This is a genomic window from Dolosicoccus paucivorans (assembly GCF_900100125.1).
Lineage (GTDB): Bacteria > Bacillota > Bacilli > Lactobacillales > Aerococcaceae > Dolosicoccus > Dolosicoccus paucivorans.
The window spans coordinates 1-16,203 of the sequence record NZ_FNEL01000043.1 but is presented as its reverse complement, the minus strand read 5'-3'; the positions used below and the strand labels follow the sequence as shown (position 1 = coordinate 16,203).

General features: G+C 35.2%; 16 protein-coding genes. 14 read left to right on the top strand and 2 right to left on the bottom strand.

Annotation, left to right across the window (positions count from 1 at the left end; translation table 11 throughout):
* The 14 genes from BLR79_RS06675 to BLR79_RS06610 form a co-directional block, all read left to right on the top strand.
* Positions 1-246: integrase core domain-containing protein (locus BLR79_RS06675; RefSeq protein WP_143338800.1), on the top strand; the 246-nt coding region annotated here is incomplete at its 5' end.
* A 361-nt stretch (positions 247-607) separates the two neighbouring features.
* Positions 608-1,756: an ArgE/DapE family deacylase gene (locus tag BLR79_RS06670; protein ID WP_092086128.1), complete on the top strand. Its 1,149-nt coding sequence runs from the start codon at positions 608-610 to the stop codon at positions 1,754-1,756.
* Between the two features lie 18 nt (positions 1,757-1,774).
* Complete coding sequence (locus tag BLR79_RS06665) at positions 1,775-2,506, top strand: DUF5058 family protein (protein WP_092086126.1); 732 nt, start codon at positions 1,775-1,777, stop codon at positions 2,504-2,506.
* A 12-nt stretch (positions 2,507-2,518) separates the two neighbouring features.
* Positions 2,519-3,223 (top strand): hypothetical protein, encoded by a 705-nt coding sequence (locus BLR79_RS06660; RefSeq protein WP_092086123.1) that lies wholly within the window; start codon positions 2,519-2,521, stop codon positions 3,221-3,223.
* 114 nt (positions 3,224-3,337) lie between these two features.
* The gene (locus BLR79_RS06655; RefSeq protein ID WP_092086120.1) at positions 3,338-3,538 is read left to right on the top strand and encodes a hypothetical protein; all 201 of its coding nucleotides are present in this window, start codon (positions 3,338-3,340) and stop codon (positions 3,536-3,538) included.
* Positions 3,525-3,884, top strand: coding sequence for an IS66 family insertion sequence element accessory protein TnpB (gene tnpB / locus BLR79_RS06650; protein WP_092086117.1), 360 nt, complete (start codon positions 3,525-3,527; stop codon positions 3,882-3,884). Before BLR79_RS06655 ends, tnpB begins: the two co-directional genes overlap by 14 nt.
* A 98-nt stretch (positions 3,885-3,982) precedes the next feature.
* Positions 3,983-5,062 carry an IS66 family transposase gene (locus BLR79_RS09325; protein WP_092086114.1) on the top strand — a complete coding sequence of 360 codons (1,080 nt, stop codon included), beginning with the start codon at positions 3,983-3,985 and terminating at the stop codon, positions 5,060-5,062.
* Complete coding sequence (locus tag BLR79_RS09455) at positions 4,981-5,463, top strand: IS66 family transposase (protein WP_092086111.1); 483 nt, start codon at positions 4,981-4,983, stop codon at positions 5,461-5,463. Before BLR79_RS09325 ends, BLR79_RS09455 begins: the two co-directional genes overlap by 82 nt.
* Before the next feature lie 177 nt (positions 5,464-5,640).
* Positions 5,641-7,362: an N-6 DNA methylase gene (locus tag BLR79_RS06635; protein WP_092086108.1), complete on the top strand. Its 1,722-nt coding sequence runs from the start codon at positions 5,641-5,643 to the stop codon at positions 7,360-7,362.
* Positions 7,359-7,892, top strand: a complete 534-nt coding sequence (locus tag BLR79_RS06630) for a hypothetical protein (RefSeq protein WP_092086106.1) — start codon at positions 7,359-7,361, stop codon at positions 7,890-7,892. The genes BLR79_RS06635 and BLR79_RS06630 overlap by 4 nt, the downstream gene beginning before the upstream one ends.
* A gap of 280 nt (positions 7,893-8,172) precedes the next feature.
* Complete coding sequence (locus tag BLR79_RS06625; RefSeq protein ID WP_092086103.1) at positions 8,173-10,746, top strand: type I restriction-modification system subunit M; 2,574 nt, start codon at positions 8,173-8,175, stop codon at positions 10,744-10,746.
* Complete coding sequence (locus tag BLR79_RS06620) at positions 10,739-11,830, top strand: restriction endonuclease subunit S (RefSeq protein WP_092086100.1); 1,092 nt, start codon at positions 10,739-10,741, stop codon at positions 11,828-11,830. Before BLR79_RS06625 ends, BLR79_RS06620 begins: the two co-directional genes overlap by 8 nt.
* A gap of 15 nt (positions 11,831-11,845) precedes the next feature.
* Positions 11,846-14,905, top strand: a complete 3,060-nt coding sequence (locus BLR79_RS06615; protein WP_092086097.1) for a type I restriction endonuclease subunit R — start codon at positions 11,846-11,848, stop codon at positions 14,903-14,905.
* Between the two features lie 161 nt (positions 14,906-15,066).
* Positions 15,067-15,420 (top strand): hypothetical protein, encoded by a 354-nt coding sequence (locus tag BLR79_RS06610; RefSeq protein ID WP_092086094.1) that lies wholly within the window; start codon positions 15,067-15,069, stop codon positions 15,418-15,420.
* Positions 15,421-15,494: 74 nt separating this feature from the next.
* Here the strand turns inward: BLR79_RS06610 and BLR79_RS06605 are convergent, their stop codons facing one another.
* Together BLR79_RS06605 and BLR79_RS06600 are read right to left on the bottom strand one after the other, a co-directional pair.
* Entirely contained in the window at positions 15,495-15,980 is a 486-nt protein-coding gene (locus tag BLR79_RS06605) for an ATP-binding protein (protein WP_327020429.1), read from the bottom strand.
* Positions 15,981-16,043: 63 nt separating this feature from the next.
* On the bottom strand, positions 16,044-16,203 hold a 160-nt coding region (locus BLR79_RS06600), incomplete at its 5' end, for an ATP-binding protein (protein WP_159427620.1).

Sequence of the window (16,203 nt, the reverse complement as noted above, 5' to 3'; positions counted from 1 at the left end):
GAGGCTAAAGGGATTCAGTACAAGAGAACACGCCCTTATTCGCCTTGGCAGAATGGTAAGGTAGAGCGTAGCCATCGAATTGACGACGAGCGCTTTTACCATCGTCGAACATTTACGTCAGAAGAAGCGCTATTTAAGGCGCATGCGCGTTATATTAACCGAAGTAATAATATCCATCGTAAAGTACTTAACTTTTTGAGTCCAAATGAAGTCGTGGCCCAATACTTTGAATCACAAAGTGCTTAATTTTTTCTGGGGGGCCGCGGTCCCCCAGAACCCCATTCAATTCTATTTATTTTGTACTAGAACTTTAAGTATGTGTCACATATGTTTGACTACTCTAGATGTCGGACGGAGAAATTACGGAGAATTTATTTATTTATCAAAACTTTATTGGTATACTAGTGTTTATAGAGCAAGTCTATTTATGAGTTAATTAAATAGAAGTAAATTAAAACAACGGTTTAACCAGCCGTTGTTTTTCATTTGAGACTTTCGAATGGTTAAGTTATGAGTTATATCCTTAAAACCTATATAATAAGAACAGGTTTTAAAGAATACGAAACGCTTAGCCAATAACAAACAAATACATATGGAGGAAACGATAATGAATAAAGAAAAGAAAATTAAAATTTTACAAGATGTTATACAAATAGAGACTGTAAATGATAATGAAGTCGCAGTCGCAGAGTATTTTAAAGATCTTTTTAATGAGTATGAAATAGAGTCAAAACTTGTAGAGTATAGCCCGATGCGTGCGAACTTAGTGGCTGAAATCAAAGGAGAGAAGCCAGGTAAAGTTTTAATCTTTAATGGGCACTCAGATGTTGTAGCTGCAGGCGATCCAGAAGATTGGACACATCCACCTTTTGCAGGTGTGATTGAGGATGGAAAGCTTTACGGTCGTGGTGCAACAGATATGAAGGCTGGGCTAACTGCCTTAGCTCTGGCTATGATTGAAATTAAAGAACAGGACCTTTTAAAAGCTGGGACGATTCGCTTCATTATAACAGTAGGCGAAGAGATTGGAATGTATGGTTCAAAACAAATGACTGAAGAAGGTTATGTGGATGATGCGGATGCGATAATTGTCGGTGAACCAAAAATGGGCGATGGAAAGATTGTGACAGCTCACAAGGGTTCGGTTCAATATGAAATTGTTTCTTACGGCCGTTCAGCTCACAGTTCCATGCCTGAATTAGGTATTAACTCAATCCAGCAAATTGTTGACTTTATCCCAGTCGCTAATGAAAAAATAGCAGAAGCGGCAAGTAAAGGGGAAAATGAGAAGTTAGGTCGGATGTTAAATGCTTTTACAATCATTGATGGTGGCGACCAAATTAATAGTATTCCAGCTATCACTAAATTAAAAGGAAATGGTCGGACAGTTCCTGAGGTCGACAATGAAATGTTCTTAGACGCACTAAATGCTTCAATTGATAAAATAAATAATCAAATTGAAGGGCGCTTAGAATTAAATATTATGCAAAATAATCCAGCTGTTGAAAGTGATTTTGATACAGATCTTATCCAATCCTTTAGAAATGTAGCAAATGTTGAAATCGAACCTGTAGGGATGACAGGAGCGACAGATGCTTCAAACTTTGGACGGATTGAAAAAGACTTTGACTTAGCAATTTATGGCCCAGGTGTCATGGAAGTGGCTCATCAGGTCGATGAATATGTTGAGATTGATGATTATTTAAACTTTATCGATCTTTATCAAAAAGTGGCACAAGATTATTTAAATAACTAATAACCGGAGTGAAGTAAAATGAAATATTATGAAATAGCGAATAGTACAGTCATGCTTGTATTGTGTTCTATTGTTATTTTAATCGTGGTTCTTCAAGCGATTATCTTTATACGAAAAGCCATCTCACGCGGGAAAGAATTGGGTATGGATGAGAGTATCATCAAACCAACGATAGAAAACAGTGTTTTATTATCTATTGTACCGTCCCTACCGGTAATTGTATTGATGTTGGCATTATCTGTGTCACTCGGTCGATATTTTCCGTGGCTCCGATTATCCGTAGTAGGCGGAGCAGCTTATGAAGGAATTGCTGCCAACGTTGGGGCGCAGAGTGTTGGTCTAGAAGATATTTCAGACCCCAATTTAACCCCAGATCATTTTGTCATCATAGCTTTTATTATGACAATCGGAATTATAGGGGGAATGGTCTTTAATATATTATTTATGAAACAAATTGATAAAGCGGCAATTACTGCCCGCAACAAAGCGATGCGAACTGGATCAAAAGGGTTTTTAACTATCTTTTCAGCTGCTTTATTAGTCGCAATGTTGGCGGTTATTTCAACGCCTTATGTGCTAAATACTCAAAATATTGAAGCAATTATTGCTTTTCTATCGTCTGGGTTTGCGGTTTTAGGTTTGAATAAATTAGCGGACAAATTGAATAAGAGTGCTCTTAAAGAGTTCTCGTTTACGATTGCTTTACTAATAGGTATTGGTGCTGTGATCGTCTATACGAATCTATTTTAGGAGGAAAAGCAAATGAAAAATAAAAAAAAGTTAAATCAGGAAGAACGAGCATGGGCCTTTCATAATTCCATTAACTATTTAGGCATTATAACGACCCTAATTGCTTTAATCGCAATGTTCATGGTGCCGTTAGGAATTGCGTGGTATTATGAAGTTGAATTTAGTTTTAGAAAGGCTTTTCTTGCAAGTACTAGTTTACTAGCGATCTATGTGCCGATGGCCGTAGCTGAGAATATTTCTTTCTATTCGGTTTTAGGTGCGGGAGGCATGTATCTAAGTTCAATTACAGGAAATATATTAAACTTAAAGTTACCAGTGGTTGTTTCAGCTCAAAAAATTGTGGGTGTTGAACCAGGAACAGAAAAAGGGGATGTCGTCGCCATTATTGCGGTGGGGGTTTCTTCATTAGTGACAATCTTTATTCTATTTATAGGAATGGCTTTAATTGGCACGTGGTTAGTACCTATTTTAAACCACCCAGCGGTAAAGCCAGGGTTCGACAACGTTACACCTGCTTTACTTGGTGCCATTGCGATTCCACAATTTTTATCCAATAAAAAATTAGCCATTGCGCCTGTAACAATTGTAGTTGCTCTTTATTTATTCTTAGGAGCTACAAATTACGCAAGCTATCAAAGTTATATTTTGTTAAGTGTCATGCTGATTTCAGTAGCTATAAATTACGTGCTTTACAAGCGAAACTTATTAGATAACTAATGCAAATTTAAGAATCCATTGATACATTGTAAGCGGTGAATAGCTGAGTATCTACCGGTGCACAATCCCTCCTGTTAAACTTGAGACATCTCAAATATACAGGAGGTTTTTAAATTGACTAGAAAACAGGAGATAGTCCCTGTCCAATTACAAGATGAAAAACGAACAGCCCATACTCAATATAGAAAACAAAACCCACAAAAGTTAATTGCCCGATTAAAAGGTGTGGATTCAGAACTTTTTATTTATGAAGGGATCCAGGAAGAGATTCTTCGGGTTCTCCTTTCGAAGTTGTCTGCTCATGAAGATCATTGATTTTACTAAGGTTGAAAACATATTTATTGTTTGTGGGAAAATCGATATACGCCGTCAAATTGATGGATTAGCAGCAACGGTCATACAAGAATACGATATGAATGTGTACGATGACGGTCTATTTTTATTTTGTGGTGGCAAGAAGGATCGTTTCAAAGTTTTGTATTGGGAAGGTGATGGGTTTATCCTTCTCTATAAACGCTTAGAGAACGGCAGACTAAAATGGCCTCGGGATCAACAGGAAGTGAAACAATTGACATCACAACAGTTAAGGTGGCTTTTAGAAGGTTTGTTTATTGACCAGAAGGTTACGATCCAGCCTGCGGCTGAAGGATACATTGTTTAATAGATGAGATAGAAATTGATTAAAATAATCATTTTCTATCTCGTCTTTTTGTTTAAAATATAGTGAAATATTTTTATTAACAACAAGGAGGCAAGCATATGTCTAAAAAGAGTGAGCAACAATTTGAAGTAATTATCGAAAAGCTAGACAAATTGTCAGAAGAGAATATAAAATTAAAGCAACAAATCGCTCAAAAGGATGATGAACTTGCCTTACAGAAAGAACAAATTGATTATCTCATGCAAAAATTATTTGATCGAAAAAAGGAAACGATTATGGATCCTAATCAAGGGAGCCTTTTTGACGATCAACTTTTTAGCCAACCAGAGCAAACTGGAGAGCAAAGCGATGAAGAAGTCATCATTGAAAAGTATACTCGTCGCAAAAAAAGAAAAGGTCTAAAAGAAGAACAATTAAAACATCTACCAACGGTAGATCATATTCATGAGGTGGCGTCTTGTACGTGTCCAAACTGCCGGGAGTCTATGAAAGAAGTTTCTACTTCATTAGTGCGACAAGAAGTAAGATTTATTCCAGCACGTATGGAAAATCATCGTCACTTTCAAAAGACTTATGCCTGTTCAAACTGTGAGAAAACAGGAACTCATACCCCATTTATAAAATCAGAAGTACCAAAAACTTCCATTAACAACACAGCTGCATCAGCTTCCTTGATGGCCGAGACAATGTATCAAAAGTTTGAACAAAAAGTTCCCGCTTATCGACAGGAAGCCCATTGGGCTTTATTAGGGTATCCTATTCCGCGACATAATATAACGAACTGGCACATCAAGTCTTCGGAGTATTATTTTGAGGATCTTGTTTCAGAAATGAAAAAGGAACTGGTACGCTCAGAAGTTCTTCATGCCGATGAAACAACCTTTAAAGTACTGGCGGATACAGAACGTCAGAAGTCTTATATGCGGTTGTTCAGTACGGTTAAATATACTAACAAGGTTACTTACATAGTGATGGTTTTTCTGCTTATAACAAGCTTGAAAAAATTACCTCTGTTGCATGTCTGGCACATATCAGGCGCTACTTTTATGACGCACGGCCCAAGAAGTACGCACCAGATAGTCCCGCTCATTAAGGCGTGGAGCTCTGTAATGAATTATTCGTACTGGATAAAAGCTTCGCTGATTTATCCATTCAAGAGAGATATGATTTACGGTTAACACATCTAAAACCAAAATTAGAGAAGTTTTTTGACTGGTGTGAATCACTATCTGTTTTGGTTAAAACAAAACTTGGCACGGCTATTTCTTATGCGCTGAAACAAAAAGAGCGCATGATGAATGTATTGAAAGACGGCCGGTTAGTGTTGTCGAATAACTTGGCCGAACGAGGAATCAAAACCCTAGTCATCGGCAGAAAAAATTATTTGTTTTCTGCTTCGTTTAAAGGGGCGCAATCAAATGCGACAATCTTAAGCCTTGTCGAAACAGCGAAAGCCAACGGCTTACATCCACGAAAATACATAGAATATTTATTAACTCACCTACCAAATCGAAAAAACACACCTTTGGAGGCTTATTTACCATGGGTTCCAAAGGTGCAAGTTGAATGTCGCATATAAATTGTATTGATCTTTGGGCTTCTCTTAGTACAGAGGGGTCCATTTTTAAAATCTAGGTGTCTACCTATTCACCGCTTACTTTTTAAGTGATTATAAATAACCATTGACAATTAAAAAGTCCTGTTGTATGATTATTTTAAGTTGAATGATTATATATAACCAAAAGGAGGTTGTGTCGTGAATTACACAACATATAGAGAATTGAGAAACATTAGTTATAAGAGGGAAGTTTTTACTATATTCAATCGTTTAAGGGGGAATATTCAAGAAGAGGCTTCTACCTTTCTACTCATACAGCTGAGTTATTTGGCATTGAAATATAAACCAATATCATCAAAAGAAGATTTAATAGAATCTGTAGCTTCAGATTTTAATGACGAGTATACATTAAACCAACTTAATCGAGTGATTCAAAAAGTTCCTTTTGATATTATCCAATCTATTTCAGAAAACTATGATGAGAACACGTTGAAAGCAATTATTTTATTTATTGAAGATAATGATATAAGAAGTGAAATATCTGGAACCCCTTTAGGTGTGACAAAACTTGTGAATGAATTATTAGAGGTTCAGTCGGATGATACAGTCTTAGATTTAGGATCGGGTATTGGTTCTTATTTACTGGAAACTAAAATGGAGACGGGTACTGAGAAAGTTTGTGGAGTTGAAATTAATATTCAAATGAATATCATTTCAACCATTCGAGCAAAAGTAGCTCAATTTCCAATTCAATTAAAGTTAGGAAATATATTAAGTCAAGATTATAGATCTTTTAAAGCGACAAAAGTTTTTTCGAATCCTCCAGTGGGTGTTCGAGAACCTGGAATTGATGATCTAATAAAAGATAATAGAGCATTAACGGAATTGATTGATATTGAGAAGTATAATATATCAGCTGACTGGGCTTTTATTCTCAGTTCGTATGCAAATCAAAAACCAGGAGGGAAAACTGCTGTACTCATGCGGAATCAAGTCTTGTTTAGAGAACAAGACCATGATATTCGAGAAAAAATCATTTCAGATGGTTGGTTAGAAGCCATTATAACTTTGCCGGAAAAATTATTTCCTAATACCGCTATACCTTTTACGCTATTAATATTTAGTGAAAATAATGAAACGGTAAGAATGGTTGACGCGAGTGAGATTAGCACGAGAGATCAAATGAAGAATATCTTAACGGATAAGAACATTCAAGAAATCGTAGAAGCTTATAAACAAGAAAATGAAATAAGTAAACATCTCACTTATCAAGACTTCGAAAAACAAGAATTCGTCTTAACGCCTATTCGCTATTTTGGTTTCATACCAGATGCTAGTAACATGACACCAATTGATGATTTAGCTCGAAGTATTAACCGAGGCGCAACGATTAGTCGTAAAGAACTTGACACAATGTCTACAACCAAAGAAACAGGTATAAAGTATTTAAAAATACAAGATATTGAAAAATCTTCGATGAATAAAGATTTACCTAATTTAAAAAATGTAGATGAAAAATACCACAGTTACTTTTTAGAAGAAGGAAATCTTGTGATATCCAAATCTAGTCCGTACAAAATTGCGAGAGTAGAAAATACTAAGGACACTAAGATCTTAGCAACAGGTAATTTATATTATATTCAGATAGATGAAGAAAAAGTCAATCCAATATTTGTTGAGATGTATTTAAAGAGTGACGAGGGTCAAGCGCAATTAGAACGATTATCTACTGGTTCAGTCATTGAAACAATCAGTATTAAAAATTTAAAAACTATCTTAATTCCAAATCTCTCAAGAGAAGAACAAGATACTTTAGTAAAGGAGTACCTTGAATACGAAGAACAACTTGATTTATTAGACAGACAAAAAGAAATCATCTCTCAAAGAAGAAAAGAATTAATTGAGAAGGTGTTACAATGAAAATATCACATAATGAATTTTATGAGGTACTCACACAAGCTGCTTTTCAACTGCAACTCAACTTAAAAGATGCCTATGACAATAACTATCTTGAAGGGTATCTAAGTGAAATTGGAATGTCTGATTTACTCCCATCGAAAGAAGAATCATTTTACGAAACATTTCCTGATGGGAAGATAGTTATTATTGGGGATTCTTCGGTTAAAACCAATGATATCTATGGAGTTTTCAAAAGCTATGGGCTTTCAAAAGATCGAGTGGAATTGGTACTGGATTATAATGAGGCTGAAAAATATCAATATAAAAAGATGCATTATAATCCGAACTATCGATTAGTCTTATTTGGACCAGTCCCTCATTCAACAAAGGGGAATAGTGGTGCGAGTAGCATCTTATCAAAAATGGAAAATGAAGAAGGCTATCCAAAAGTTATACGTTTAACCGATAGCAACAATAAATTAAAAATTACGAAAACAAATTTGAAAATGGTTTTACAAAAAGAGATTGCTCAAGAATATATAGAAATTTAAAAATTGAAGGAGGTTATGATTTTGCAAACAGTTGACCGTTTTGATCAAACAAATATTAATGTCCAAGAAAATTCTAATTTAATTTGGAATATTGCTGACAACACACTTCCGACTAGAGATAATGGTTTAGAAAGATGATCTACGAAAATAATGTAGATAAGATAATTAAAAACAATGAATATACAACGATAATAAAACAACAATGCGGTAAAAATCGTTTAGCAGTTGTTTCAGAAATTACAAAGAATAGATAGTTACTATATACGAGGAGAAATTAATTATGATAACTTCAGAAGAAATTAAACGTCGTTTATGGGATGGCGCAAATGAGCTACGAGGTTCAATGGATGCGAGTCGCTATAAAGACTATATGCTTGGATTAATGTTTTACAAATTTTTAAGTGATAAAACCCTTAATACATTTAAAGAAAGTTCCCAGTTAGGCAACGATATAAGCGAAAGAGAATTGGTCAAGGCATATAAAGAAGCTCATGATGCCTATGGCGATGCCCTAAATAATACGATTCAAAGCTTACTTGGTTATTATGTATTACCAGAATATTTATATCAAACTTGGTTAATGGATATTAATAATGGGGAATTTGAAGTACAAAAAGTAACAGATAGTCTACATAATTTTGAGCGTACTATTGTTATAGAAGAAGGCGCAGATGATTTTAAAGGCTTATTCTCTAGCTCAACAATCGATTTGACCGACACAGCTTTAGGAAGTAATTTAAATGAGCGTAGTCGAAATATTCAAAGTTTAATTCTATTGTTTGCGGACTTAAACATGGTTGCTTTACAAAAAGGAGATATCTTAGGTGATGCTTATGAATATCTAATTGGGCAGTTTGCGATGGAATCTGGTGCAAAAGCTGGAGAGTTCTATACACCAAAGCAAGTAAGTGAAGTAATGGCTCGAATCGTTGCAAAATCATCAGATATTCGTTCGATTTATGATCCAACAGTTGGTTCTGGTTCTTTACTTTTAACGGTTGCAAACCATTTAGATACACATGAACAAAGAAATCTTTCCTATTATGGTCAAGAAAAGAACACAGCAACTTATAACTTAACACGAATGAACTTACTGCTTCATGGCGTTCGCCCTGAAAAAATGACGATTAAAAATGGGGATACCTTGGCTGAGGATTGGCCAGAAGATCCAGAACGACCAAATGAGGGCGTTCAATTCGATGCAGTAGTCATGAATCCACCATACTCTTTAAAAGGGTGGAATCGTTTTGACTTAACAGTGAGTGATCCGCGTTTTGAAGTAGCTGGAGTACTTCCACCACCAAGTCGAGGAGATTTTGCTTTCTTGCTTCATGGCCTTTTTCACTTAGGTCAAGAAGGAACCATGGCGATTGTATTACCACATGGTGTATTATTCCGTGGTGATGCAGAAGGTGAAATTCGTCAGCGCCTATTAGAGAAAAATTATATTGATACAGTTATTGGCATGCCATCAAGCTTGTTTACCAATACAGGGATACCAGTAACTGTTATGATCTTAAAGAAAAATCGAGCGCTCGATGAGCCTGTTTTAATGATTGATGCATCAAAAAACTTTATTAAAGTAGGAAAACAAAATGTTTTAGAAGAAAAAGATATCGCAAAGATTGTCGATACGTACACTTCAAGGGAAACAATAGATGGATACAGTTATAATGTATCTCGAGAAGAAATAATAGAAAATGAATATAACCTAAATATTCCACGCTATGTCGTGCAACCAGATGAAGAGATTCCTCATGATGTAGACGCACATTTATACGGTGGAATTCCAAAAGAAAATATAGAAAACCTCCATGTACTAAATGAAGTTGCACCGACTATTTTAAGAAGTGCTTTAGAAGAGATTCGACCAAATTACTTTGAGTTAAATCAAGAAATAGATAAACTGACTGAAAGTGTTTTAAATAGTGAAGAAATGAAAGAAAAAGCAACGGAAATGAATGAACAAATGACTGATTATATCAACCATTACTGGCCAATCATAAAGCAAGTAGATGACCCAGCAGAGGTTCGTCCATTAATGGAAGAAATGTTAGCAGAAATTAAAGAGATACTTACTAACTTTAAGCATTTAAATGTTTATGATGGTTATCAGTTAGTCGCTGAACTATGGGAAAATTATCTAACAGAAGATGTAGAAAAAATATCAGCAGGTAACTTCTATGAACTAGGTCGCTCAAGAGAACCAAATATCGTGACTAAAGGAACGGGTAAAAACAAACGTGAAGAACAAGACGGTTGGATTGGAACGCTAGTACCCACTAATTTAATTCGCCAAGAACTCTATGAAGAAGAAGCGAAACTAATTGAAGAAGTTGAAGCAGAAATTGCTGAAGTTGAATCAGCACTTGATGAACTGGTTGAAGCAGCCCAAGTGGAAGATTCCGATGAGAATGAGATTCTTGGTGAATCGTTAAACGCAAGCAAGAATTCATTTACTGTTGGAAACATTCGCAAAGAAATTAAGAACTATGAAGAAAATACTGAGGAATATGAATTAGTTCAAAGAGTACTAGACCTCTTATCTAAACGAACAAAGATTAATCAAACTATACGTGAAAAAAGACAAGCACTCGATATGAAAGTGCAAAACCGTATTTTGGAATTAACGGACCAAGAAATTGATCAACTATTGTATAAAAAATGGTTCGGTGACTTAACAAAAGAAATGATTCGATTAATCGAAGAGCCAATGAAAAAAGAATTAAATATCTTAAAAGAACTAGACAATCGATACAAAGATACTTTAGATGACTTAGAAGTTGAATATAAAGAGCTTGAAGCTTGCTTTAAAGAAATGGCAAGTCAACTGGTGGTGACAGAAGATGAGTAAAGAAAAGAAGTTAGTTCCTAAATTAAGATTTAAAAAATTTGAAGATATAGAAGCTTGGCAAAGATATCTTCTAGAAGAATTAGTAGAAGTAAATAATGGTAAGGATTATAAACGTTTAGAAAAAGGTGATATACCTGTGTATGGCACAGGTGGATATATGACCAACGTAAATGCCGCTTTATCTTATGAAAAAGATGCAATAGGAATCGGTCGAAAAGGGACCATTGATAAACCATATATACTTAAAGCGCCATATTGGACAGTAGATACATTGTTTTACGCAATTCCTAAGTTTGATAGTAACATTAACTTTTTTCATGGTATTTTCAAAAATATCAATTGGTTAGCAAAACAAGAATCTACTGGTGTACCAAGTTTATCTAAATCGACAATAAATAATATCGAAATTTTAATACCAACTATTCAAGAACAACAGGAAATAGGTACCTTTTTTAAAAAAATTGATGAAATGATTCGATTGCAACAATCGAAAGTCAATAAAGTAAAAGATCTTAAATCTGCCTATCTTTCGGAGATGTTTCCAAAAGAAGGAGAAAAAAATCCAAAGAAACGATTTGAAGGATTAAAAAACAATTGGAATCAAGCTATATTTAGCGATTTTCTAAAAACAGAATCATTCAAAAAATATATAGCTAAAAATGACAGAAATGGAATGTTTCCAATAATCCAACAAGGTGATAGTCCAATTGAAGGATATGGAGATGGAACACCCTATAAAAATTACGATTCTGTAGTTTTATTTGGTGATCACACATTATCATTATTTAGACCAGTGAGTCCTTTCTTAATAGCTTCAGATGGAATTAAAATTCTAAGTAGTAACAAAATGGATAGAGATTATTTGTACTATTTACTACAAAGATATATGCCTGAATCAGAAGGGTATAAGCGCCACTATTCAATATTGAAAAATAAAGTTATTAATATAACAGAAAATAAAGAAGAACAGATTAAAATAGGAATTTTCTTTAAAAATTTAGATAAGCAAATCTCAATCCAAGAAGAGAAACTAGCCAAGTTAGAAAAATTAAAACAAGCTTATTTAAACGATATGTTTGTTTAGAAAGGAGAAAGTTGTATGCAACAGAAAACTTCATCAGAACAAGCGTTTCAAGATCGATTTGTTCGTGAATTAGAAAAATATAAATGGAAAGCACCTGACCATTTAGATGGAAATAAACAACGCGTAACGGTCAATCACTTAATTGAAAATTGGCGTCATGAACTGAATCGGATGAATGCCGATCAATTAGAAGGAGTTCCTTTAAGTGATGCTGAGTTTGAACAAGTCATGGCAAAGGTTAAACAAATTGATAATAGTTTTGAAGCAGCCAAACTTTTAGCGATGGAAGGATCAACTGGAAAAATTGATGGAATTTACAGAGATGATCATCCGGGTATTACTCGTCAACAAATTACGTTAACGATTTTTAAAAAGTCTCAAGTTCGTGGTGGTGACTCGAGCTATCAAATTGCTCGCGAAGTGGAGAGTGGTAATGGGAATCGCTTTGATGTTGTTTTATTAATTAATGGTTTGCCCTTAATTAATATTGAACAAAAGCGAACAGATAAATCTTTAGATGAAGCTTTTGGACAATTTAAACGCTATTACCGCGATGGAGAATTTGTCAATAATTTCATGGCTTTCTCCCAAATGATGGTTATTATGTCTGAGGTAGCCACACGATATTTTGCGACTCCGAAGTCTATTAATGACTTTAACAAAAGTTTTGTCTTTCAGTGGGCCGATGCAGATAATAATCCAATCAATGATTGGCAGAAAGTAATTGAACACTTTTTAATGATTCCAATGGCTCATCAGTTAGTAGGAGATTATTTAATTATTGATGAAGCCCAAGATGAAGAGAATCGAAGACACATGATCATGCGTCCCTATCAGGTTTATGCCTTACAAGCAGTTGAACGAGCTGCTTTAGGATGGGGTGAAGATGGTATTCGCCATGGAGGATATGTCTGGCATACAACCGGTTCCGGAAAAACGATTACAAGTTTTAAAACAGCTCTATTCCTATCTACTCGTGGCGGCTTTGATAAAGTAGTTTTCTTAGTCGATCGACGTTCATTAGATGCAGCTACAAGTGCAAACTTTAAAGCGTATGCTGCTTATGAGGCGGTAACGGTTGACGATACCACGCATACATATCATCTAAGAAAGAAATTGCTTTCTAAACAGCGTGGAATTATTGTGACGACGACTTTTAAACTGGATTCTTTAGTGAAAGATTTAAGAGATAATGAGAATTATAGTCTAGCCGACAAAAAGATTGTATTTATTATTGATGAGGCACATCGAACTACTATGGGCAAAATGATGGTCAATATTAAGAGTTACTTTAAGAAAAACGGGCTTTTTTATGGTTTTACTGGAACACCATTATTTGATGAGAATAAATCAACTGGAATGATTAATGTACAAAGCGAAGTCATTGATACTACCGAAAAACTTTTCGGTCCAGAATTGCATAGTTATACGATTGACCAAGCCATTCGTGATGGGAATGTTTTAGGTTTTCATGTGGATTATATAAATACAGGCGAGTTCGAAGATTATTCTAGTTTAAGAGAAGATTTAGCGGATAAAGTTTTAAATGATAAACCCGAACTCGGAGAAAGAGCAATTGAGCGAGAGTTACTTAGCAAGTCAGATGCAGAAATTGAACGAATGGCTGTCAAGGAAGGATTATTATCTTACCATGATGAAACGCATATTCCTCGAGTAGTGGAAGAAATACTTTCTAATTGGGAATCCCAATCGCAAGAAAAATTCTTTAACGCTATTTTGACGGTTGCTTATAAGGATCGAGTCATTGCTTACTATAATGAATTTAAAAAATCTTTGGCTAAGATGGATTACGATTTAAATATTGCGATGACTTTTAGCTTTGGAAATGAAAATGACCCAGATGGTATTTCACCTGATGTGATCAGTGAAATGTTTAAAGACTATGCTAAATTTACCGGTATTGAGTTTCGCGTAGAAGATGGTGACAGTTATTTCAAAGATTTAGTGGTCCGATCGACTCGTGGAGGTAGTGGTCGTAATCCACGAAATATTGACTTGATTATTGTAGCAGATCAATTACTGACAGGCTATGATTCAAGGTATGTGAATACTTTATATGTAGATCGCTCACTAGAGCTTCAAGGTTTAATTCAAGCTTATTCAAGAACCAATCGAGTACAAGGTCCTATGAAAGAGTTTGGAACGATAATCAATTATAAGTATCCTGCTATAACAGAAGAGCAAGTCAATCGTGCACTTACACTGTATGGTTCTGGCGGAACAAGTAGTCTAGCAATTGTTGAACATTATGAAGTCGCTGTTCATAAGTTTAAAGAGGCTGTTGAGGGGATGGAAGAGGTACTTCCTGATCCAACAAATTGGGTAGATTTAGAAACAAACAATGAGCAATTGGATAATTTCGTAGAATCATTCACGCATGCAAATCATCAGTTAAATACTGTTCAGCAGTATTATGAATATGAATGGGACGATACAGAATTTGGGATAGATGAGCATCAGTGGATGAAATATATTGGTGCTTATAAGAACTTAAAACCAGAAGAAGATGACACTGAAATCTTACCAGTTCAGCCCTTAGTTGGTCGAGCTAAATTGTCAGGTACTCAAGTCATTGATGCGGATCATATATTAGGATTAATTGGAGATCGTGTAAGCAGTAAAGACGGCATTCAAACAGTTGATACAGAGACTTTACGTATTATACATCAACAAATCCAAGAGTTAAGTGATATGGGTGAAGATGATCAGGCAAAATTATTAAAAGAATTTGTGGATACTGAGTTAGTAACTGGAAATTTATCTAGTAATTCACGTTTTGATGACTTATTTGAAGAATGGAAAGACAATAAAGCCCAAAGAGAAATTGATAAATTTGCGAAAGATTGGGGACTTGATGCGAATTTACTATCCGAATCTGTTAAAGAATATTCTTTAAATAAAAAAGAAGTTATTCCTTATATTGAAGACCTACAACGAAGTGTAAATTATGAAGAAGCTAGAAAACCAGAAGTTAATCCACTCATGCATACCATGCATCTAGTGAATGAGGCATTGCCTGAGTATATGGTGGAGATAAAAAAGAAGTATGAATAATGATCAAATAAAATACATTAGGAGGAATAGATATATCGAAAAGAATCGTTTCATTATTATTCGCTAGCAGTTTATTATTAGGAGCTTGTGCGGCTGAAGAAAATGATTTAACGATTGAAGATGTCGATGTTGAAGAAATAGAAGAAGTTGAAGAGGAACGTGTGGAAAAAGAATCTGAGTCTGTAGAAGGAAGTCGTTCTAATCCGGTGCCGATTGAAAAAAAGGTCAGTCAAGATTTTGATTTTTTAAGTCATGATGATATTGAAAGTAATGAACAATATGCAGGAAATCGTTCAATTATCTTATCTAATTTTATTCGTGGGGAAGAGGTTTATGATTACTTGATGAAAGCCAATCAATTTAACGAAGAAGCTCCAGAAGGTATGGAGTGGGCGATGATTGATGTGGAACATACAATCAATGAAGCTGACACTGAAGATGAAGCGCAATATGTAACACCAGATTTTGTCATTATTGATTCATCAGGGAGTGAAGTAGCACAAGACAAATGTTAACGTCAAGTGGAAATCGGCACTTTTTGCCAATTAGTTTTCTGCAGATTCTGCTCGATAAGATTCGGCACTTATTTCTAATCAAAAACTTGTTGCCGATGTTTCATTCGATAACTTTCATCGTCCATCTGAATAAGCTCTACCCGATGGAGAAGGCGATCCAGAATAGCTGTTGTGACTCCTTCAACGCCTAATAGTTCTCCCCATTGATCTGGACTCTTATTTGAAGTCAGAATGATTGAACTACGTTCATATAAGTAGTCAACCAGCTGAAAGAACTGGTTTACCTCCATGGGATCCATATCCATATACATCAAGTCATCGATGATCACTAAGTCAGATTTTTTAATCCGATTTAATGCAATCTGTGATTTCCGTGTATAATCGCTTGTTTTCAGAATCGTCGTCAGTTCTCCCATCGGGAGAAACATGACTTGATACCCTTGCTTGATCGCTTCTAATCCAACTCCTACTGCTAGATGAGTTTTGCCGACACCAGGCGGTCCAAGAAGAATGAGGTTGTATTGCTGCTCTAACCAATTCATTTCCTTCAGCTGTGTCAAGGGCAATTTAAAATTGTAGGTTTTCGGCAATCTAAAAATGTGGGTTTTGGGCAATTTAATTAGTTAGTCACTTTTTAACTTTCCTTTTAGACGGTAGGACTTTCCAGTTATTTTAAAAATCTTCGCATGATGGACCAGTCGGTCTAAGATGGCGGCGGCTATTTCAGTGTTCTGGAAAAGCTCACCCCAGCGGGACAGTGTAATATTTGAAGTGACCATAGTT